At 43.2% G+C, this 22,113-nt stretch carries 19 protein-coding genes and 1 pseudogene; 14 read left to right on the top strand and 6 right to left on the bottom strand.

Annotation, left to right across the window (positions count from 1 at the left end; all coding sequences use genetic code 11):
- The first annotated feature begins 334 nt into the window (after positions 1-334).
- Both ACN6MY_RS23050 and ACN6MY_RS23045 read left to right on the top strand, forming a co-directional pair.
- Positions 335-2,440, top strand: a complete 2,106-nt coding sequence (locus ACN6MY_RS23050) for a catalase (RefSeq protein WP_419882218.1) — start codon at positions 335-337, stop codon at positions 2,438-2,440.
- Positions 2,441-2,662: 222 nt separating this feature from the next.
- Positions 2,663-3,100, top strand: coding sequence for a C40 family peptidase (locus tag ACN6MY_RS23045; RefSeq protein ID WP_419882217.1), 438 nt, complete (start codon positions 2,663-2,665; stop codon positions 3,098-3,100).
- 104 nt (positions 3,101-3,204) lie between these two features.
- Here ACN6MY_RS23045 and ACN6MY_RS23040 read toward each other — a convergent pair whose 3' ends face one another.
- The 3 genes from ACN6MY_RS23040 to ACN6MY_RS23030 all read right to left on the bottom strand — a co-directional run bounded on the left by ACN6MY_RS23040 (position 3,205) and on the right by ACN6MY_RS23030 (position 5,474).
- Entirely contained in the window at positions 3,205-3,744 is a 540-nt protein-coding gene (locus ACN6MY_RS23040; protein ID WP_419882216.1) for a YceI family protein, read from the bottom strand.
- Positions 3,745-3,939: 195 nt separating this feature from the next.
- Positions 3,940-4,617: an N-acetylmuramoyl-L-alanine amidase gene (locus ACN6MY_RS23035; RefSeq protein ID WP_419882215.1), complete on the bottom strand. Its 678-nt coding sequence runs from the start codon at positions 4,615-4,617 to the stop codon at positions 3,940-3,942.
- Complete coding sequence (locus ACN6MY_RS23030) at positions 4,614-5,474, bottom strand: SH3 domain-containing protein (RefSeq protein ID WP_419882214.1); 861 nt, start codon at positions 5,472-5,474, stop codon at positions 4,614-4,616. The genes ACN6MY_RS23035 and ACN6MY_RS23030 overlap by 4 nt, the downstream gene beginning before the upstream one ends.
- A gap of 397 nt (positions 5,475-5,871) precedes the next feature.
- Here ACN6MY_RS23030 and ACN6MY_RS23025 point away from each other — a divergent pair.
- A pseudogene (locus tag ACN6MY_RS23025) lies at positions 5,872-6,584 on the top strand (catalase).
- A gap of 87 nt (positions 6,585-6,671) precedes the next feature.
- On the opposite strand, the gene ACN6MY_RS23020 reads toward ACN6MY_RS23025, so the two are convergent.
- Positions 6,672-7,655 carry an alpha/beta fold hydrolase gene (locus ACN6MY_RS23020; RefSeq protein ID WP_419882213.1) on the bottom strand — a complete coding sequence of 328 codons (984 nt, stop codon included), beginning with the start codon at positions 7,653-7,655 and terminating at the stop codon, positions 6,672-6,674.
- A 312-nt stretch (positions 7,656-7,967) separates the two neighbouring features.
- Here ACN6MY_RS23020 and ACN6MY_RS23015 point away from each other — a divergent pair, with 312 nt between their 5' ends.
- The 4 genes from ACN6MY_RS23015 to ACN6MY_RS23000 all read left to right on the top strand — a co-directional run bounded on the left by ACN6MY_RS23015 (position 7,968) and on the right by ACN6MY_RS23000 (position 14,851).
- On the top strand, positions 7,968-8,201 hold the full coding sequence (locus ACN6MY_RS23015) for a CsbA family protein (protein WP_090988760.1): 234 nt from the start codon (positions 7,968-7,970) through the stop codon (positions 8,199-8,201).
- 376 nt (positions 8,202-8,577) lie between these two features.
- On the top strand, positions 8,578-10,557 hold the full coding sequence (uvrB, locus tag ACN6MY_RS23010; protein WP_419882212.1) for an excinuclease ABC subunit UvrB: 1,980 nt from the start codon (positions 8,578-8,580) through the stop codon (positions 10,555-10,557).
- A gap of 7 nt (positions 10,558-10,564) precedes the next feature.
- Positions 10,565-13,438, top strand: coding sequence for an excinuclease ABC subunit UvrA (uvrA, locus tag ACN6MY_RS23005; protein ID WP_419882211.1), 2,874 nt, complete (start codon positions 10,565-10,567; stop codon positions 13,436-13,438).
- Between the two features lie 309 nt (positions 13,439-13,747).
- Positions 13,748-14,851 (top strand): DUF4097 family beta strand repeat-containing protein, encoded by a 1,104-nt coding sequence (locus ACN6MY_RS23000; RefSeq protein WP_419882210.1) that lies wholly within the window; start codon positions 13,748-13,750, stop codon positions 14,849-14,851.
- A 68-nt stretch (positions 14,852-14,919) separates the two neighbouring features.
- Here ACN6MY_RS23000 and ACN6MY_RS22995 read toward each other — a convergent pair whose 3' ends face one another.
- Entirely contained in the window at positions 14,920-15,474 is a 555-nt protein-coding gene (locus ACN6MY_RS22995) for an N-acetylmuramoyl-L-alanine amidase (RefSeq protein ID WP_419882209.1), read from the bottom strand.
- A 336-nt stretch (positions 15,475-15,810) separates the two neighbouring features.
- Between ACN6MY_RS22995 and hprK the strand changes: the two genes are divergently transcribed.
- From hprK to ACN6MY_RS22970, 5 genes are read left to right on the top strand one after another with little or no spacing between them, the layout of a single operon-like run.
- Positions 15,811-16,749 (top strand): HPr(Ser) kinase/phosphatase, encoded by a 939-nt coding sequence (hprK, locus tag ACN6MY_RS22990; RefSeq protein ID WP_071349909.1) that lies wholly within the window; start codon positions 15,811-15,813, stop codon positions 16,747-16,749.
- Positions 16,750-16,786: 37 nt separating this feature from the next.
- Entirely contained in the window at positions 16,787-17,596 is an 810-nt protein-coding gene (gene lgt / locus ACN6MY_RS22985) for a prolipoprotein diacylglyceryl transferase (protein ID WP_419882208.1), read from the top strand.
- Between the two features lie 27 nt (positions 17,597-17,623).
- A complete protein-coding gene (locus ACN6MY_RS22980; RefSeq protein WP_419882207.1) occupies positions 17,624-18,571 on the top strand; it encodes a nucleoside recognition domain-containing protein in 948 nt (315 codons plus the stop codon).
- Positions 18,561-19,214, top strand: coding sequence for a pyrophosphatase PpaX (gene ppaX / locus ACN6MY_RS22975; RefSeq protein ID WP_419882206.1), 654 nt, complete (start codon positions 18,561-18,563; stop codon positions 19,212-19,214). The genes ACN6MY_RS22980 and ppaX overlap by 11 nt, the downstream gene beginning before the upstream one ends.
- The gene (locus tag ACN6MY_RS22970) at positions 19,211-19,750 is read left to right on the top strand and encodes an acyltransferase (RefSeq protein WP_419882205.1); all 540 of its coding nucleotides are present in this window, start codon (positions 19,211-19,213) and stop codon (positions 19,748-19,750) included. Before ppaX ends, ACN6MY_RS22970 begins: the two co-directional genes overlap by 4 nt.
- A gap of 9 nt (positions 19,751-19,759) precedes the next feature.
- Here the strand turns inward: ACN6MY_RS22970 and ACN6MY_RS22965 are convergent, their stop codons facing one another.
- A complete protein-coding gene (locus ACN6MY_RS22965; RefSeq protein ID WP_419882204.1) occupies positions 19,760-19,912 on the bottom strand; it encodes a hypothetical protein in 153 nt (50 codons plus the stop codon).
- Between the two features lie 380 nt (positions 19,913-20,292).
- On the opposite strand from ACN6MY_RS22965, the gene ACN6MY_RS22960 reads away from it, so the two are divergent.
- Complete coding sequence (locus ACN6MY_RS22960; protein WP_419882203.1) at positions 20,293-21,468, top strand: ATP phosphoribosyltransferase regulatory subunit; 1,176 nt, start codon at positions 20,293-20,295, stop codon at positions 21,466-21,468.
- A complete protein-coding gene (gene hisG / locus ACN6MY_RS22955) occupies positions 21,465-22,091 on the top strand; it encodes an ATP phosphoribosyltransferase (protein ID WP_419882202.1) in 627 nt (208 codons plus the stop codon). The genes ACN6MY_RS22960 and hisG overlap by 4 nt, the downstream gene beginning before the upstream one ends.
- Positions 22,092-22,113: the final 22 nt, after the last annotated feature.

The following is a 22,113-nucleotide window of genomic DNA, read 5'->3' as shown; positions in this document are numbered from 1 at the left end:
CATTAATTTTAAAAACAGTTGTCTTAGCTATGCAGGATGTTTGCATGTATTTGAAAGTTTACATTTTATATCTAGGGGTAAGTGTTTACTAGCTCTGTTTTGCATAGCAGGCACTATAAGTGCAGTATGCAGTACATATCAGCGCAAAGATATAACCCGTTTTAAACCGGCAGTAAATTCCCTTTAAGGTCTTAGGTCATCTAAGAGTGTAAACGGGATTATCTGTCTGTAAAAGTCCGATTAGTTTGAATCATCAGCAGAGGATGAGACAGCCAGCACTGATGAAGGTTTCGCTTTATAAGCATTCACGATTATCCCAAGGAGGTCACTAAGAGTGAAAAATGAAAACAAGCATGAAAGAACAGTGAATGAAAACAGTAAAAATGAACAGTTGGAACCATATCGTTCTGATAATGACGGCAAAAAGCTTACAACTAATCAAGGCTTAAGAATAAGTGAGGATGAACACTCTTTGAAAGCTGGAGTTCGCGGCCCGACTTTAATGGAAGACTTCCATTTCAGGGAAAAGATGACTCACTTTGACCATGAACGCATTCCGGAGCGCATTGTACATGCCCGGGGTTATGGTGTACATGGGTATTTTGAAGTTTATGAGTCTATGACTGAATATACAAAAGCGAAATTCCTGTCAGATCCTGCTGTGAAGACTCCGGTATTCTTAAGGTTTTCAACTGTTGCCGGGTCGCGCGGATCAGGAGATACCGTCCGTGATGTGCGGGGATTTGCGACAAAGTTTTATACGGAAGAAGGAAACTATGATTTAGTCGGAAACAATATGCCTGTTTTCTTTATTCAGGATGCCATCAAATTTCCGGATCTTGTTCATTCCTTTAAGCCGGAACCTCATAATGAAATGCCTCAGGCTTCAACAGCTCATGATACCTTTTGGGATTTTGTCGCCAACAATAGAGAATCGGCCCATATGGTGATGTGGGCCATGTCAGACCGTGCAATTCCCAGAAGCTACCGGATGATGGAAGGCTTTGGCGTGCACACATACCGCTTTGTAAATGAAGAAGGCAAGGCACGTTTTGTGAAATTCCACTGGAAGCCTTTGCTTGGCGTACATTCTCTTGTATGGGAGGAAGCGCAGAAGATTGCCGGGAATGATCCTGATTTCCACCGCAGAGATCTTTGGGAAGCCATAGATAGCGGGAACTTCCCTGAGTTTGAGTTTGGCGTTCAAATGATCGATGAGGAAGATGAATTCAAATTTGATTTTGATGTTCTTGATCCTACCAAGCTTTGGCCGGAAGAAATCGTACCGGTCAAAATAATCGGGAAAATGACATTAAATAATAATGTAGATAATGTATTTGCGGAAACAGAGCAGGTTGCCTTCCATCCAGGAAATGTGGTTCCGGGGATAGATTTCACCAATGACCCATTACTGCAGGGACGCCTCTTTTCCTACACAGACACACAGCTGCTCCGGTTAGGAGGCCCGAATTTTCATGAAATCCCGATTAATCGCCCGGTATGCCCATTCCATAACAACCAGTATGATGGTTACCATAGAATGACGATTAATAAGGGGCCAGTTGCCTACCGAAACAATTCGCTTCAAGGCAATTATCCGGAGACATCAACAAAAGAAGAAGGCGGATATGAGCATTATCAGGAAAAAGTAGAGGGTAGGAAAGTGCGTCAGCGAAGTGTTAGCTTCAATGACCACTATTCACAGGCCAAGCTATTCTGGAACAGTATGACGGATACAGAGAAAAACCATATCATTAAAGCCTTCCGCTTTGAACTGGGTAAAGTTAAAAGCAAGGATGTGCAGCAGCAGGTAGTGGACATGTTCAGCAATGTGGATCATTACCTTGCTGAGCAGATTGCAAAGGGCATTGGAGCAAAGGTACAGGCAAACAGCAAGGCTTCAGGTGTAAGCGAATCATCACCTGCGCTCAGCCAGCTTCATACCGTTAAATCTCCTGCCACAAGAAAAGCGGCCATACTGGCTGCCGACGGGTTTAATTATGAGGAGCTACAAAGTTTGAAGGATTCATTGGAAAAAGCAGGAGTAACAGCAGTGGTGATCAGTGAGAATCTGGGCATGATCAAGAGCTCTGATGGACAGGAGCTTGAAGTGAATCAGACATTCCTGACGAGCGATTCTGTATTATTCGATGCCGTGTATGCTGCAGGTGGACAGGAAAGTGCAGACCGGTTAAAAACGGTCAAGGAGGCCGCCGCTTTTCTTAAGGACGCATACAGCCATTACAAAACGGTTGGAGCAGCAAATGAAGGAACGGACTTGCTGGCATTTGCCGGTATAGAGATTGTTTCACCTGAAAGTAAAGAGCCAGTATCTGTACCCGGGGTAATTGCTTCTCGGAATGCAGAAGATCTGGCTGGATTAAACAAACAGTTTATTGAAGGAATCGCCCAGCATCGCCACTGGGATAGAAAAATATAAAAGATAGAAAGTATGCCCTGTTTGAACAGCAGGGCATATTTTTTAATTGAATTTCAAGGATATACATTAAAAATATGGTCTTATACCAGTTATTGCACTGCAATTCTACTAAATGGAGGATGTTCCTATTATTTGTAATGTAATTGTAATATTCCTGTGATGCCATTGTTATGCTATCAAAGTATGATAGGTTTAGCTAATCACACCAGGGGGTATACAACTATGTTGAAGAAAATCATTGCAGCTTTGTCTTTGGCCGTCATATTTAGTTCTGTTGCACCGGCAATGGGTGAGGCATCTAACTATAATACAAAAGCTATTTCAGTAGCTGAAAGCAATTTAGGGACAAAATATGTATGGGGCGGAACAACACCAAGCGGATTTGATTGTTCAGGTCTTGTGAAATATTCATATAGCAAAGCAGGAAAAACACTTCCAAGAACAGCTTCTCAAATGTATAGAACCGGAAAGAAAGTCAGCTCGCTGGCGCCTGGAGACTTAATGTTTTTTGCTCCAAATAAAGCATCTAATCCTACTCATGTATCTATCTACATGGGAAGCGGAAAAATGATTCATGCAGCAACTTCTCACGGTGTGTCAATCACCTATACAAGCAATTCATACTGGAAACCAAAATTTCTTGGCGCTAAGCGCATTTAATAGACTCAAAGAAAAGAACCCTCTGTGGTTTCTTTTTTTTTGGAAAAAATAAAAACCAGCTGAAAGGAGTTGAATCTCCTCAGCTGGTTTTTTGTTTGACCTTCTTATTCTTGAACTGCTTTTCCTGCTTCAAGCTCAATGGATAACGTAATTACATCACCCAATAACATGCCGCCAGTTTCTAGTGCAGCGTTATAGGTTAAGCCGTAATCGCTTCGCTTAATTTTACCTGCAGCACTGAATCCAGCTTTTTCATTTCCCCATGGATCCTTGCCTTGGCCTTCAAAAGTAACAGTGAAAGTTTCCTTGCGGGTCACACCAAGGAGGGTCACATCTCCTGTTACATTATATTCATTGTCATCTTTTTTGGTAATTTCAGCAGATTTGAAAGTAATAGTTGGATATTCTTCCGCTTTAAAGAAATCAGCGGAACGAAGGTGGTTATCACGGTCTTCATTTCTTGTATCAATGCTTGCTGCATCTACTGTAAATTCAATAGAAGCTGTTGTTAAATCTGCTGGGTCTGCTTCTAGAACTGCAGTAAACTTGTTAAAGTTTCCTTTTACCTTTGCAATCATCATATGCTTTACGCTAAATTCAATAGAACTATGTGTATCATCGACGGTCCATTTTGTTACAGTCATTTTTTTTCCTCCTAAAATCGTATCTTGAAATTATATATCTTTAATTAAAGATAATTGAATATAGTCTAAATATACAGATTGCCAGTCGTTTTGTCAACACAAAATTACCAAACAATTAAAAATTTCTGACACTTGTAGAATAGGCTGGAATATAAAAAGGCGCTGAAAATATTAAACAAGATCTTCAGCACTTTGTTATTTTGATGCAAAGTATTTTTCGAGTCCATTATAAATTCCTGTTGCAGCCTTTAATTGATATGCGGCTGTAGCAATTGTTTTTTCTTCACCAGGATTAGAAATAAAGCCTAATTCTATTAAAACAGCAGGGTTCTTGTTTTCGCGGATAACCTGGAAATTTCCTGTGTGGACACCGCGATTTGAAAGTCCTGTTTGTTTAATGACTTCTTCCTGGATGCACTGTGCAAGCTCGCGTTCATTTACGTTTGTTGCCCAGTAATAGGTATCGATACCATTGGATGATTTGCTGAAATTAGAATTGTAGTGAATGCTGATAAATACATCTGCATGATACTTATGGCTGATGTTTACCCTGTCAGAAAGGGAAGGGTACGTATCGCCAGTACGAGTCATGATTACTTTTGCACCTGCATTTTCAAGAATAGACTGCAGTTTTTTTGCAGAATTCAGGGTGATTGTTTTTTCAACATTGGCTTTTCCAGGCGCTCCAGGATCGATTCCGCCGTGTCCTGCATCAATCACGATAACTTTTCCCTGTACGCCCTTTGCAGGGGGATTTTTGCTCAAGTAGGCCAGGGAAGCCCACCCGGTTATTCCAGAACTTGTTCTGACTTTTCCCCAAGTACCTTTTGTTTCAAATAAAGTGACGGTTAATCCTTTATTTACAGCCGTCAAATATTCCCGCTTGTGCCTGCACTGTCACGGATATTTAAAGAAGATGCTCCGGTCACATAATATTTAATTCCGGAGGCTGTGTCCGTTCCTGTGTCAGGAGGCGAGGCCTTGCTTGGCACTTCGGCCTTAGCTGGCACGGAGGCCGGCTTTTTGGCAGTCAAGTAGTGGAGTGAAACCCACCCGGTTTTATTTGATGCCGTTTTTATTCTTCCCCAGGTCCCTTTTTTCTCATAAAGGGTAACGGCTGAGCCTTTTGTGACGGCTGTGATTTTAGCGGAACTGGCTGTTGCTGATTTGCGGACATTAAGAGAATCTGCGGTTACATAATACTTAGTGCCTGATACCGTGGCTTTAGTTACAGAGGTTGCAGAGGGCTTTTTATCAGATATGTATGATTTTGAAACCCATCCCGTTTTCTTATTGGATGGCACATAAATATTCATCCAGCTTCCGCTTTGTGATTTGATATTTACAAGTGTGCCCTTGGAAAGCATGCCGAGTGAGCCGCTTTTTGTGGAAACTGTTTTCCTCAGGCTCAAGGAGCTTGCCGTGACATACCCATTTTTGACAGCAGTGACAGTGATTTTCGATACATATTTCGATGAAACCCACCCGTATGATTTCCCATAAGGGATTTTTGACCAGCTTCCCTGTGTCGCAGAAATAGTAACAACTTTTCCCTTCGCCAGCATGCCAAGCGATTTGGAGGAGGTGGTTGGCTTTTCGCGGACATTAAGGCTGCTTGCTGTTACCTTGGCTTGAGCTGCTGCGAAAACATGCTCACCAGTGGCTGTAAACGCGAAAATGGATAGAAATAGTACCGTGGCTGTCAGCAGTGCCCCTATTCTTTTTTTCATGATGTTCGCCGCCTTCTTTAAAGATTTGAATATATAAAAATCTTAAATTTTCCCTATCAACATTATAACCTATTTTTTTACAAATTGACCAATAAATTAAGGAAAATGAAAAAGATGTATTTTTTTGTCTTTTATGCAGTTGGGTTTTAAGAAATATGAAAATACTAAGGAAGAAAGACACATTTCAAAAGAAAGTGATGAATGAAGGCACATTACTTTGTATCGGTTTAATTTCCAAATGATTAAGTGAAAATACCTTAAGATGGTTCTATTTTACTAGCATTCTAAAATGGGGAATAAAAAAACGTTTACGGATATATGCATGATTATTCCAATAGAGGGAATTATGGTTAAGAATTCACTTTGAGGGAGGCTGTATAATTTGGATAAAGAAAGAATGAACAAAAATCTTTCAGACTCTGAAACGGAAGAGACGCTGACAACCGGCAGGGACATCCAGTAACTAATAATCAAAATATGAGGACTGTAGGGAACCGTGGTCCTACTACATTGGAGAATTACGATTTTCTTGAGAAGATCAGCCATTTTGACAGGAAACGGATACCAGAGAGGGTTGTTCATGCACGCGGGGCAGGTGCTCACGGCTACTTTGAGACTTACGGAAAAGCAGGGGATGAGCCTGTGGCTACAAACCAGCGGGGCGGTCAAATGCAGTACAAGGTCGATCTTGGAGAAAAACAAAATCCCCGTGTGAACTACGAACCTTCTACATTAGGAGGACTTAAGGAAGCAGAGCAGGAAGGGAAAGAATACACTCCGCACATTGAAGGGCGGCTAGTAAGGGAAAGCATTGACCGCCGGAATGATTTCAAACAGGCTGGTGAGACCTATAATAAGTTTGAAGAGTGGGAAAAGAATGAACTGATATCGAATCTTGTCAGTACACTTGCTCCATGCGACAAGCGGATACAAACCAAAATCATTGAATATTGTACAAATGCTGATCCGGAATATGGGCGCAGAGTAGAAGAAGGCATCAGAAATTATTCGTCTGAAAATACTTCGTCACAAGAACCGATTGGTGCTGAAGGGGCAGAGAATGCACCGGAAAATGCATTAAAAAAGGGACATGAAGCAGATCCTTATTAATCATGTAAGAAGGCGGATTCCTCCGATGGGGAGTTTGCCTTCTTTATTTAGATATCAAGCTGCCTGGTGAGAACCTTCCTTGCACGTTTAGTTTTTAGAAAATGATTTGGTAAATTCATTAACTTCTTTGCTTACCTTCTTATAACGAGTCCAATGAAGGTAATGATGTCCTTGTAATATAACAATTTTGCTGGCAGGGGAATCAGTTAACTGCGTCTTATAAAAAGACACATTACTTTTGCCATCCTTTGTTTCCTTTTCTTCTTTTCTAGCGAAAATTAAAATTGGCATATTAGAGGGGAAATTCATATCAGCCGTTTTGCTAATATTATCTTTTATTTCATTGGCTTCAGCAACAATGGTTTTATTGTAGCCTTTCCATGATGATATAGCCTTGGTCATTTTTAAGTTACCTTCGGAATATATGCCATCATCAGCAAGGGGCAAAAAATTCTCAGGATTAATATATAATGCTAATCTAGCAATTCCTGCTGGTGCCAGTAAACTTAAATATTTGGGCATGGCAGGAGATTTTTCGCCGAAATAATCCAATGCCTGGGGCAGCGTGGGATCGATTCCTATAATTGCTTTCACTTCCTCTGGATATGTATTAGCAAAATACATACTGTAAATACCGGAAATTGAATGTGGCATTAAAATATATGGTCCTTGTATGTTCGCTTTTTTTAGAGCCATTCTTAACTCCTCTACAATATTTTTCACTGTCCGTTCCTTACTGGTGATATCGCTCCATCCATATCCCAATGGCTCTGCCACCACTACTTTATTATTTTTTGACATTTCATTTATCAAAGGTTCAAAGTCCAATGCAGGCGCTGAGGTTCCCAGGCCGCTTAATAAAACGATTGTGTTATCACCCTCGCCCTTTGTATAAATGTGCATATTCTTGCCATCCACGCTTACTAGCTTGCCAATCGGCGGGTATTTTTTTTGTTCAAATACAGTCATGACATTGCTGAAAATAAACCACAAAACAAATACTGCTAGTATAGATAATAAAATATTCCTTGCAGCTGCCCAAAGTCTGGATCTCTTTTTAGTTTTCTTCATTATTTTTATGACCTTCTTTCTTTTTATTTATCTTACCGTGATAACGAATTGCTAAAAATGTTCCTGAGAAGTAATTTAAGATAAGGCTTGAGGCTTATGAAAAGTTAACGTATAGCCCCAAGCGGGGATGAAAACAGCTGCTGTACGAGGCAGCAATTGTGAAGGAATCAGTGCTCCGGCCCTGCCGGGAATAAATCTCTGAATGCTTAATTTAGGAATAGCAAAATTAATAAATATGTTTTACACTGATACTACTTGCCTGTATCTTTGGAGGCTAATAGAAGGATCGCTCTCTTAAAGGAGATGAATAGAATGATAAAAATTTTCTCTGCACTGTTTCTTCCTGGTCTCCTGGTTATGCTCTTTTCCCGGGTTACATACAATCGTGTGGTGGGATTAATTTTAACGGTTGCCTTAATTGCCGCTTCCGCTTATAAAGGTTACACTCATACCTGGTGGCTGATAACGATTGATGCCTTCTCGCTGACTGCGGGGTTCTGGCTTTCATCCAGCATGAAAAAGACAAACTCGAAAGAAGGCGCCTGATTGGCGTTTTTTTCAATCAGGAGAGTTTTTTCGAATAATATTGCCTGCGCCCAGTTGGATGCACGGCCATTAAGAGCGTAAGCCATCTAAGAATTGTATCCTTAGGCGGCTTATGCTTTTTTGGGGTTTAAAAGTGTTTGGAATTACTGGCTGATCACAATTCATAATCAGAGGCGGGGAATAAACGTTCGCTTTTTGTTGGTTTGTTTTCCGGCTTTTGTGGTAGAATGAATGTATGGGTTTAAATGGATTTAGCGATTTTTTTGAGTGTATTTTTTATTATATAAACAGACAGTACATGAACCGCTTTGAAATCATTCGTATTTCGGCGGTGTAATCATAAATGCAGACAAATTCCTTATAGGAGGCTTGTTTAGTGAAAGATGTGTTCGAGCTAGTATCAAAGTATTCTCCCCAGGGTGACCAGCCCGCGGCCATCACTTCTCTTGTTGAAGGGCTAAAGGACGGTAAAAGGTACCAGACGCTTTTAGGTGCGACAGGGACGGGGAAAACATTTACAGTTTCTAATGTTATAAAAGAAGTCAATAAACCTACTCTTGTCATTGCCCATAATAAAACGCTGGCCGGGCAGCTTTACAGCGAATTTAAGGAGTTTTTCCCTGATAATGCTGTAGAATATTTTGTCAGCTACTATGATTACTATCAGCCGGAGGCCTATGTGCCGTCGACGGATACGTTCATTGAAAAAGATGCCAGCATCAATGATGAAATTGACAAGCTGCGCCACTCTGCCACTTCATCGCTGTTTGAGCGGAAGGACGTTATTGTAATCGCCAGTGTTTCTTGTATTTATGGACTTGGTTCTCCGGAAGAATACCGGGAAATGGTCGTTTCCCTGAGGACTGGCATGGAAATTGACAGGAATGCACTGCTGCACAGGCTGGTCGATATCCAGTATGAGCGGAATGATATTGCCTTCCAGCGCGGTACCTTCAGGGTCAGGGGAGATGTTGTTGAAATCTTTCCTGCTTCAAAGGATGAACACTGCATCAGAGTGGAATTTTTCGGCGATGAAATAGACCGGATCCGTGAAGTGGATGCCTTGACTGGCGAGATAACCGGCGAGCGTGACCATATTGCCATTTTCCCTGCCTCCCACTTCGTTACCCGAGAAGAGAAAATGAGGGTGGCCATCAGCAATATTGAAAAGGAACTGGAAGAGCGCCTCATTGTGCTTCGCGAGGATGAAAAGCTTCTTGAGGCACAGCGTCTAGAACAAAGGACGCGCTATGATCTGGAAATGATGCGGGAAATGGGCTTTTGCTCGGGCATTGAAAACTATTCAAGGCACTTGACGCTCCGCCCGGCAGGCGCCACTCCATATACACTTCTTGATTATTTCCCTGAAGACTTTCTGCTGGTGGTTGATGAATCACATGTTACACTTCCACAGGTCCGTGGAATGTATAATGGCGACCAGGCGAGAAAACAGGTGCTTGTAGACCATGGCTTCCGTTTGCCTTCAGCCATGGACAACCGCCCATTAAGGTTTGAGGAATTTGAAAAGAAGGTAGGCCAGGCCATATTTGTTTCTGCCACTCCCGGACCTTTTGAATTGGAGCATACACCTGCCATGATTGAGCAGATTATACGTCCGACTGGCCTGCTTGATCCAAATATAGAAATAAAGCCGATTGAAGGGCAGATTGATGACCTGATAGGAGAAATCCATGATAGGATTAAAAAGGATGAACGTGTTCTTGTGACCACCCTGACCAAAAAAATGTCTGAAGACCTGACAGATTATCTGAAGGAAATAGGAATTAAGGTTCAGTACCTACATTCAGAGGTAAAGACACTGGACAGGATTGAAATCATCCGGGAACTGCGCATGGGCAAATATGATGTGCTGATTGGGATCAACCTTTTAAGGGAAGGCCTCGATATTCCCGAGGTTTCCCTTGTAGCTATTCTTGACGCAGACAAAGAGGGCTTCCTCCGTTCTGAGCGTTCCCTGATCCAAACGATAGGGCGTGCGGCAAGGAATTCAAATGGCCATGTTATCATGTACGCCGACAAGATGACTCATTCGATGGAAGTAGCCATCAGCGAAACTAAGCGCCGCCGGGAAACACAGGAGCGTTATAATGAAAAACACGGCATTACGCCGCTGACCATACAGAAGGAAATCCGGGGCAGCATCCGGGCAACATATGCTGCTGAGGAGACAGAAGATTATAATGCGGCCCCTTCTCTTGGGAAATTGACCAAGAAAGAAAGAGAGCAGCTGATTATTAAAACAGAGAAAGAAATGAAGGAATCTGCAAAAGCCCTGGACTTCGAAAGGGCAGCAGAGCTCCGCGATTTATTAATAGAGCTGAAAGTGGAAGGATGACGAAAAAATGGCCATGGATAAAATCATTGTTAAAGGCGCTAGAGCCAATAACTTAAAAAATATAGACGTCACCATTCCGAGAGATAAGCTTGTCGTTTTGACAGGCTTATCCGGTTCAGGCAAATCATCTCTGGCTTTTGATACCATTTACGCGGAAGGCCAGAGAAGATATGTAGAATCACTATCTGCTTATGCCCGTCAGTTCTTGGGACAGATGGATAAACCGGATGTTGATGCGATAGAAGGGCTTTCGCCGGCTATTTCCATTGACCAGAAAACGACTTCAAGGAATCCGAGGTCTACGGTAGGAACTGTTACGGAAATCTATGATTATCTGAGATTGCTTTATGCCCGTGTAGGGCGCCCTACCTGCCCGATCCATAACATTGAGATCAGCTCGCAGACAATCGAGCAAATGGTCGACCGGATTCTTGAATATCCGGAACGGACGAAACTTCAGGTGCTTGCCCCGCTTGTATCAGGGAGAAAAGGGACGCATGCAAAGGTTATGGAGGATATCAAAAAGCAAGGCTATGTGCGGGTGCGCATAGATGGGGACATGCACGATCTTGGCGATGATATTTCCCTTGAGAAAAATAAAAAACACTCAATCGAGGTCATCATCGATAGAATCGTGGTCAAAGAAGGAGTAGCCTCAAGGCTTGCCGATTCACTGGAAAGCGCACTGAAACTGGGGGAAGGCAAGGTGATCATCGATGTGGCAGGAGAGGAAGAACTTCTGTTCAGCGAACATCATGCCTGCCCTTACTGCGGTTTCTCCATAGAAGACCTTGAACCAAGAATGTTTTCGTTTAATAGCCCATTCGGTGCCTGCCCTGATTGTGATGGTCTGGGTTCAAAGCTGAATGTGGACAGTGATCTGGTCATCCCCAATAAAGACCTTTCATTGCGCCAGCATGCCATTGCGCCTTGGGAGCCGACGAGCTCGCAGTATTATCCGCAGCTTTTAGAGGCAGTTGCAAATCATTACGGTATAGATATGGATGTCCCGGTTAGGGAACTGCCCCAGGATCAGCTGGATAAAATTTTATACGGTTCAAAAACAGATAAGATTTATTTCAGATATACAAATGATTTTGGCAGGCTGCATGAAAGCTACATGAATTTTGAGGGAGTCCTTAAAAATATTGAACGCCGTTTTAAAGAAACGAGCTCTGATTATATCAGAGACCAAATGGAAAAATACATGTCCCAGAATCCCTGCCAAACCTGCAAAGGACACAGGCTGAAAAAAGAGAGTCTTGCCGTTTTGGTGCAGGGCCAGCATATCAGCCAGATAACGGCCCTTTCCATTGAGGAAGGCCTGAAATTCTTTGATCATCTGGAACTAACAGAAAAAGAACGGCAGATTGCCAAGCTTATTTTGCGTGAAATTGAAGAGCGCCTTGGCTTCTTATCCAATGTCGGGCTGGAATATCTGACACTTAGCCGTGCTGCAGGAACATTGTCAGGAGGGGAAGCGCAGCGTATCCGCCTTGCCACTCAGATTGGTTCACGCTTGACGGGTGTCCTTTATATCCTTGATGAGCCGTCGATTGGCCTGCATCAGCGTGACAATGACCGCTTGATTGATACTCTTAAAAACATGAGGGAAATCGGCAATACATTAATTGTTGTTGAACATGATGAAGATACAATGCTTGCTGCTGATTATCTGATCGATGTTGGTCCTGGAGCTGGAGCGCATGGAGGAAATATTGTATCAGCAGGCACGCCGGAGGAGGTAATGAATGATCCGGGTTCTCTGACAGGACAGTATCTGTCAGGAAAGAAATTCATTCCTCTTCCAATGGAACGCCGCAAGCCTGATGGAAGGTTTATAGAGATAAAGGGAGCCAAAGAGAATAACCTGAAAAACGTCAATGTGAAGTTCCCGCTTGGAACCTTTACCAGCGTAACAGGGGTATCTGGTTCGGGCAAAAGCACATTGATCAATGAAATTCTTCATAAAGCACTTGCTCAAAAGCTTCATCGCGCTAAAACAAGGCCTGGGGGACACAGGGAAATCAAGGGGATCGAGCACTTGGATAAAGTCATTGATATTGACCAGTCGCCTATAGGAAGGACCCCTCGCTCAAACCCTGCCACATATACAGGTGTTTTTGATGATATCCGGGATGTATTTGCGTCCACAAATGAAGCCAAAATCAGAGGATATAAAAAAGGGCGCTTCAGTTTTAATGTAAAAGGCGGACGCTGTGAAGCCTGCCGCGGCGATGGAATCATTAAAATTGAGATGCATTTCCTACCCGATGTGTATGTGCCTTGTGAAGTATGCCATGGAAAACGCTATAACCGGGAAACGCTGGAAGTGAAATATAAAGGCAAAAACATTTCCGATATTCTGGATATGACTGTGGAAGAATCTCTTTCTTTCTTCGAAAATATCCCGAAAATCAGAAGGAAGCTCCAGACTATTTTCGATGTCGGCCTCAGTTATATAAAACTCGGCCAGCCTGCAACCACTTTGTCTGGAGGGGAAGCACAGCGTGTGAAGCTGGCTTCTGAGCTTCACCGCCGTTCTACCGGCCGTTCATTTTATATCCTGGATGAACCGACGACCGGTCTTCATGTGGATGATATCTCAAGACTCCTTGAGGTATTGCAGAGGCTTGTTGAGAACGGGGATACTGTGCTTGTCATCGAACATAATCTCGATGTAATTAAAGCATCTGATTATATTATAGATTTGGGTCCTGAAGGCGGGGACAAGGGCGGAACCATTTTGGCTTTTGGCACGCCTGAAGATATTGTTAAGGTTGAGGAATCCTATACAGGTAAATACCTGAAGCCGGTACTTGCCAGAGATAAAATGCGGATGGAAGCATTAATCAGCGAAAAGGAACATGAACATGTATAAGCGGGCCGCGATTGGCCCGCTTTTCTTTACTAATGGGATATCAGTATTTGAAGGAAATTGGTGAATCCAGCCGCATATTTATTAATCAAACGTTTGATTAATAAATGGCTTGGCCCTGTATTTCCGGGGAAATCAAGTGAGCGGCTATTAGAAATTTGTCGCCTGATTCTGTCGGATTACGGCTTTGGAGTGACAAGATGACAGTGAAACTTTTTGAGGTTTGAAGCGTAATACAATAAACGATTGAATTGTGCTATAGCCGCATAATATGAATAGAATGCCCACACTTATGAAGGAAAGGGAGGGATTATGATGCAAGAGGAAAAAAAGAGAATCCTTCAAATGGTTCAGGATGGCAAGATAACGGCAGATGAAGCCCTGAGCATTTTAGAAGAACTGGAAAAAGCGGGAGAAGAAAGCAAGGTTAAGGAGCAAGTATTGAAAAATGAGCTCTCCACTGTGGTGGCTAATCCGGACAGCGGTGAAAAAAGCTATGACAGCTTCAATAAAAAGATGCAATCCTCAAAAGAGAAAATATTTGATTTTGTGGAAAGTGCATTTAAAAAAATCAAGGATAGCGATCTGGATTTCAACTTTGGGAAGTCAGCTGAAATTTCTCATATTTTTCAGCAGGGAAATGCCTATTTCAAAGAAGCTGAGATTGATATTGCTAATGGAAAAACGAGCATCATCCCATGGAATCAGCAGGATGTAAGAATTGAGTGCCAGGCAAAGGTCTATAAAACAGAAAACCAGGAAGAAGCCCGTGATGCTTTTCTGCAGGGTGTGCATTTTACAATTGAAAACGAAAAATTGACCTTTCTTGTGCAGCAAAAAGGGATAAAAGTGGATGCTGTTCTTTACATTCCTTCTGCAGAATATGAAAAGATTGTCATCAGAATGTTTAATGGTGCTATTTCAGGTGAAGGTTTGTCGGCGGAAACTTTTAAGGCTAAAACAGCTAATGGCCCGATTACCATTGGCCAGCTGAATGGGAGTCTCTGTCAGCTTGAAACAGGAAATGGGGCGATTGCCCTGACCGATTCCCGCGTAATGAATGCGGAAGCCGAAAGCTTGCATGGAGGCATCCATGCTGAAGGATATTTTAAAAAAATGGATATCCAATCCTTCAATGGCCAGGTATCCTGCTTGATGAAAGATACAGAATGCGAGTCTATTCATGCAAAAACGGTCACCGGTAAAATACAGGTATCATTGCCTGTGGGGCAGCCGGTAGATGGCGAATTGAAATCCAATTTGGGCGGTTTTAATGTAAGCCTTGAGGGTATTCAAGTCGTTGAGGAAAAAAGCGATGTCATCCAAAAAGTCCTGAAATTCAAAACAACCAAGACTGAGGGGCCGGCACTGTATATCTTTGCCGATACCAAAACAGGCACCATTTCTGTTTCTTAAGAAGATTTAGCTTTTTTAAAATAAGAAGGGCCCGACAATGTGCTGTCAGGCCCTTCTTTGTGCATTTTTTATATAGTTGAAAGAGAGTAATAATCTGCGATGCTCTTGGATATTTCCTTTGCGCAGAGTTTGCGGTACGAATCGTCACGGAGCAGGCCGGCTTCATGGCGGTTGGTCATGAAGCCGCATTCGATAAGGAGAGCCGTGCATTTTGTCTGGCGGAGCACTTGGAAGTTTGCTGTCTTGACGCCTCTATTCCGGAGGCCTGCCGCTTTGGCTAAACGCTCCTGAATGATGCTTGCCAGAGAAGCGGCAGCAGCCGGCCGTGAGGTATGGATATACGTTTCCACACCGTTTGGTTCACTCCAGCCGTTTCCGTACGCATTTGCGTGAAGGGACACGTATAAGTGAGCGCCAATTGAATTGGCATGAGCAGTTCTTTGCTGAAGGGGCACATCGTATTCATCTGAATGGGCAAAATGCACGCTTACATTTTTGTAGAGTCCGAGATATTTTTTTAACCATAAAGCCGTTGCTCTGTTAAATTCGTATTCCTTCATTCCATCTGGTGTTTGTTTGCCGGGAGTATTGAATCCGTGGCCTGCATCAATCATGATCTTCATAGCTGGCTTTTTCCTTTCTCTATTCAAGAATAGAAGGGGGCAGTATATCCATTCCGGGAGTTTAACTTCCTTCTTCGATAGTATGATATATATTCAGGGCGGGAAAATAGCAGGCAGGTAAAATTTATTATTAATCAGAGGTGCTGCTTTAAGCCATAATCCGCAGTTTTGCTTTATGTGTACATATCACCGCTGGCCTATCAATAAACCTTCATGCACATTGAACGGAATTCAAAATTTTATAACGCTTTGTTTGGTTCTTTTAAGAAAAATGCTAAAATAAAGAAAGTGTTTGAGAAAACAGAAAAATTGCTTCTTAAGGGAGGAAATGGATAGATGGCTAAAGTTCGCACAAAAGATGTAATAGAGATGTTTGGTCTGGAGTTAATAAGCGGAGAAGAAGGCATCAACAGGCCTATCGTAACAAGCGACCTTTCCCGTCCAGGCCTTGAGATCGCAGGCTTTTTTGATTACTACCCTGCTGAACGCCTCCAGCTTCTCGGCATGACTGAAATGTCTTTTTTCAATAAGCTGAGTGAAGCAGAGCAGAAGATCCGTATGGAGGAGCTATGCAGGGATCAGACACCGGGCATTATTATCACCCGCGGTGAGGAAGTGCCCCAGGAACTGATTGCAGCATCAGAGCGGGAGTCTGTGCCAGTCATGAGGTCAGAAATGAAAACGACCCGGCTGTTCAGCCATTTGACGAATTACCTGGAAAGCAGGCTTGCGCCAACAACCGCTGTCCATGGAGTATTAATTGATATTTATGGGGTAGGGGTTATGATTACCGGGAAAAGCGGAGTCGGTAAAAGTGAGACAGCGCTTGAACTTGTAAAAAGAGGACACCGGCTTGTAGCGGATGACTGTGTTGAAATCAGGCAGGAAGATCAGGATACACTTGTGGGGAATGCTCCTGAACTGATCGAGCATCTGCTTGAAATCAGGGGACTGGGAATTATTAATGTTATGACCTTATTTGGAGCTGGTGCTGTCAGGAGCAATAAGAAGATATCGCTAGTAATCAACCTGGAGCTATGGGAGAAAAATAAGCAATATGACCGGGTCGGCCTTGATGAAGAAACAATGAAAATCATTGATACAGAGGTTACGAAATTAACAGTACCGGTTCGTCCCGGACGAAATCTCGCTGTCATTATTGAAGTGGCTGCCATGAACTTCCGTTTGAAAAATATGGGGGTCAATGCTGCAGAGGAATTTTCAAGCCGGCTGAACAATGCCATTGCGGATGGCGGGAAACATGAAGACCTGTGAATCTGCATTTAAACAGTAAGGGAAAAGAGGGGAAAAGATGGAATATGCCATTAAACCGTTAAATCCGATTGCGCTCCATTTGGGGCCGCTTCAGATTCATTGGTACGGCCTGATTATCGGCTGCGGTGTCCTGCTTGGGCTTTTTATCGCCATAAGGGAATCAGAACGCAGGGGTCTTGCTAAGGACATTTTTATCGATATGATTTTGTTTGCTGTGCCGATTGCCATCCTATCAGCACGGATTTATTATGTGATTTTCGAATGGGATTATTATGCGCAGCATCCCGGAGAAATCATTAAGATATGGCATGGCGGGATTGCCATACATGGTGCCCTGATAGGTTCAGTTATTACTGCGATCGTGTACGCAAGGGTAAAAGAGGTTTCCTTCTGGAAGCTGGTGGATATTGCAGCACCAAGTTTGCTGCTGGGCCAGGCTATCGGACGATGGGGGAACTTCATGAATCAGGAAGCACATGGACGGGCGGTCAGCAGGGGATTTTTAGAAGATCTTCACTTGCCGGACTTCATTATTAATCAAATGTACATAAAAGGAACCTATTACCATCCGACATTCCTTTATGAATCATTATGGGATATTGCGGGCGTCATTCTTCTTTTATTCCTAAGAAGAAGCAGTCTGCGCCAAGGGGAGATCTTTTTATCATATGTGATGTGGTATTCAGTCGGCCGCTTTTTCGTCGAAGGCCTGAGGACAGACAGCCTGATGCTTAGCTCGCTTCGAATGGCACAGGTTATCTCGGTTGTCCTGTTAGTAGTCGCTGCTGCACTCTTCATTTATAGAAGGACAAAAGGATATTCAAAACAAAGATATTTAGATTCGTAATTTTTCTTGAACAAGGGGGAGAGAAACTTGATTGTGGAATCCATAAAAAAAGGGCTGCTTGCTGGTTTAAAAACGGTTTGGACTCTCGGAAAGGTCATTTTTCCTGTCACATTGCTGATTTCCATTCTTCAGTATACGCCCGTGTTAAAATGGGTGATTCATCTCGTTGCCCCGCTCACAAACCTGATTGGGCTGTCCGGGGATGCAGCCATCCCTCTTGTTTTAGGGAATTTCCTGAATCTTTATGCCGGAATCGGCGCTATCCTGACTTTGAGCCTTCCAGTGAAGGAAGTGTTTATCATTGCGGTCATGCTCTCTTTTTCGCATAACCTGCTTATTGAATCAGGTGTTGCCCTGAAGACTGGAGTCAAGCTGTGGGTAATCCTGCTTGTCCGTCTAGGGCTGGCGGTCTTGTCTGCCGTTGTCATTAACCTTGTTTGGCATGGCGGATCAGAAATCGCCCAATTCGGTCTTGCGAACCAGGCTTCATCACACATTTCCGGCACAGTTCCCATTCTATTGAATGCACTGGGAAAAGCAGCTTGGGGTGTCGGGAAGCTGGCGCTGATTGTCATCCCGCTGATGGCGGTTATCCAAATTATGAAGGATCTAAAGTGGCTGGAGTTATTTTCAAGAGGGCTGGCACCGTTCTTGAAAGTGCTTGGCATTAAGCAGAATGCCTCCATGACCCTTGTGGCAGGTTTGACTATCGGCCTTGCTTACGGGGCAGGAGTCATGATACAGGCTGTTCAGGAAGATAATGTTTCAAAAAAAGATATGACTTTGGCCTTTGTTTTTTTGGTGGCCTGTCATGCGGTGGTTGAGGATACCTTGATTTTTCTGCCGCTTGGGATACCCGTTTTGCCTTTATTTTTAATCAGGCTCATCACTGCCGTTCTGCTGACCATGGCCTTGGGGCAGATCTGGAAACGCATCGATTTACAGCATGGAAAGGAAGCTGTTTATGAACAATAAAATTACAACACTGCTATTTGATTTGGATGGAACATTAATCAATACGAATGAATTAATTATCGCTTCTTTTACAGACACGCTTAATTTTTACTATCCTGATCAGTATAAGCGCGAGGATATTCTTCCGTTTATCGGTCCGCCCTTATTCGATACATTCAATGAAATTGATAAAGAACGTGCTGAAGAAATGGTCGCTCATTACAGAAAGCATAATGTGGAGAACCATGATTTGATGGTGACCCAGTTTGATGGTGTGTATGAAACGGTCAAGAGCTTGAAGGAAAGCGGATATAAGCTGGCGATTGTCACAACGAAGAAACGCGATGTAGTGATGAAGGGGCTGCGTCTCAGCCGTCTGGATGAATTTTTTGAAGTCATTGTCACACTTGATGATGTAGTGCATGCAAAGCCAGATCCTGAACCGCTTTTGAAGGCACTTGATGGGGTAGGGTCATCTCCTGAGGAAGCCATTATGATCGGTGACAGCCACCATGATGTGCTGGCTGGGAAAAATACCGGCACTAAAACGGCTGGCGTTGCATGGACGATTAAAGGAAGAGCATACATAGAAGGGTATCATCCTGATTATGTGCTTGAACATATGGGCGATTTAATTGGAATTTTAGAGGACCTGAATAAGTGAGGCGCACCACCCGGTATCCTGTTGAGGGAGCAAATTCCTTATGGCATGTGTATAAGACTGTGCCTTTTTTTAAGGTAGTGAAAAATTTTGCTGTCATACAGATTGCCCGCTATACACCATTTCTGGGTGTGAAGAACTGGCTGTACCGCCATTTGCTTAGAATGCAGGTTGGAGATAAAACGTCCTTTGCCTTAATGGTTATGCTGGATGTTATGTTCCCGGAGAAAATCTCTGTGGGCAGGAATACAGTGATTGGCTATAATACCACTATTCTCGCGCATGAATATCTAATTAAAGAATACCGTCTTGGCGATGTCCAAATTGGCGATGAAGTCATGATCGGCGCAAACTCGACGATCCTGCCTGGTGTCAGCATCGGCAGCGGAGCGATTGTTTCTGCAGGTACGCTTGTTCACCAGGATGTGCCTGAAGGAGCCTTTGTCGGCGGAAACCCGATGCGTGTCATTTATACCAAAGAAGAAATGCATGCCCGTGAAAATGCTGAAATAACGAAAAAAAGAGACCTGCCAGATTAATGGCAGGTCTTAATTTGCTGGTTTAAATAATATCGATAATTCACCTTCAAGCTTCCTCATTATATCCTTCAGCGAAATATCCTGTTCGGCAGCAGCCGTCATCTCATACGCATTCTTCAAAAGCTCAAAAAATCCCTCTTGCCTCTTCTCATCCATACTCAAACAAACCCCCATATCATAATCTCAACTCTAATACCCCAAATCAATACCTTTTAAACCACCGGGAAATGGGGTCTGACCCCATTTTCCGGCTATCAAAAACCGCTGATGAAATGCCAGTGAATGTGTTCATAAGACCAGGCAGGGAAAGACTTTGTTGGACAAGAGAGCGCTGTATTTTTCATACATTTCCCCCTTTGATCCAGTTCGGGAAATAGGGTCTGACCCCATAATGCTTGACGGGGGTGCGGAGGAGGGGTAAACTGTTAGTAACTTCACCATGTTAGTATGTTAGCGAACTAAAGGATTTTGAATGTTTTGTATAGTTGATTTTATTTTATTTTTAATATAGAGGGATATTTTTCTGAAGGGTGTGTGTTCATGTGACCAAGCCGTTTATGTTTGAAAAGCCTTTGGGCATGAGAGATACGCTTCCGTTGTTATTTGAAACGAAAGCTGCTGTGAGGAATGCCATCAGTTCCACTATTAAGAGGTGGGGATATCAGTTTATTGAAACCCCGGCCCTTGAGTTTTATGAAACAATCGGGGAAGCGTCAGCGATATTGGATCAGCAGCTGTTTAAGCTTCTTGATCAGCAGGGCAATACCCTTGTGCTTCGTCCTGATATGACAGCGCCGATTGCCCGGGTGGCTGCTTCCAAGCTTCTGAAGCAGCAGATTCCCTTAAGACTTGCTTATTCAGCGAATGTTTATCGCGCGCAGCAGAGAGAGGGAGGGCGTCCCGCCGAGTTTGAGCAGTTGGGAATAGAATGCATCGGGGATCATTCAATCAGCTCGGATGCTGAAATCATTTCTTTATTAACAGAAGTTCTGCAGGGAGCGGGCTTAGAAGAATTTAAAATCTCGATTGGTCATATCGGATTTCTTCAGGAGTTATTCATCAGCATTTTAGGGACTGAAGAAAGGGCCTCTGTTTTACGGAAATTTTTATATGAAAAGAATTATGTCGGATATAGGGAACATGTTAAATCGCTTTCTCTTTCATCCATTGATAAACAAAGATTATTGGAGTTCATTAACCTGAGAGGGTCAGAGGATATTTTAACAAGAGCCATGGACCTGCTTGAAAATGGCCAGGGAAGACAGTCGCTTTCTTCTCTTAAGGAATTGTCGGATCAATTAAATGATTATGGCATAAGTGAATTTGTCAGCTTTGATTTGACACTAGTCAGTCATATGAGCTATTACACCGGAGCTTTATTTGAGGTGTATGCAGATAAGGCAAGCGCTCCGATCGGAAACGGGGGCAGATATGACAGCCTGCTCAATAAATTCGGATGGAAGGCCCCGGCGACAGGATTTGCCATCAGGATGGACAGGCTGACGGAAACAATTGGCGAGCTTGAAGAGGCTCCTTCTGCTCAGTGCATCATTTATAGTCCGGAAAGAAGAAAAGAAGCGATTGAGTCTGCAAGGAAGCTGCGTGCTGAAGGAGAAAATGTGTCTATTCAGGATATAAGCTCTGTGAAAAATGTAGATGCATTTGCCCGCACTTTTTCTGAGGTCCATTTTTATATAGGGAAGGAGAGCAGAAGATGAGGAGTTTTTTAACAATCGCCATGCCTAAAGGAAGAATTTTTGAAGAAGCGGCAGAGCTGTTAAGAAAAGCCGGATTTCAGCTTCCTGATGAATTTGATGATTCCCGCAAATTGATTCTTGAAGTGGCAGATGAAGATCTGCGCTTTATATTGGCGAAGCCTATGGATGTTGTTACATATGTTGAACATGGCGTGGCAGATATCGGGATTGCCGGGAAAGATGTGATGCTTGAGGAAGAACGGGATGTTTACGAGCTGCTGGATCTGAAAATCAGCGCATGCCGTCTTGCTGTAGCAGGGCTTCCTAACACGAAGATCAGTGATATTGCACCAAAGGTAGCGAGCAAATATCCGAATATAGCTTCTAGCTATTTCCGGGAGCAGGGTGAGCAGGTGGAAATTATCAAATTAAATGGCTCTATCGAATTGGCTCCATTAATCGGTTTGGCAGAGCGGATTGTGGATATTGTATCTACAGGGCAGACATTAAAGGAAAATGGCCTGATTGAATATGCAAAGATAGCTGAGGTTACTTCACGTTTGGTCGCTAATCCTGTGAGCTATCGGATCAAGGAAGGAAGAATTACAGAAATAGTGGATCGTCTGGCAGCAATTATTTCATGAGCGGAAGAAAAGAGGTGCGGGA

Source organism: Peribacillus sp. B-H-3 (assembly GCF_048572925.1).
Lineage (GTDB): Bacteria > Bacillota > Bacilli > Bacillales > DSM-1321 > Peribacillus.
Note: the sequence above shows the minus strand (reverse complement) of the source record. Positions and strands in the feature narration are given on the sequence as shown.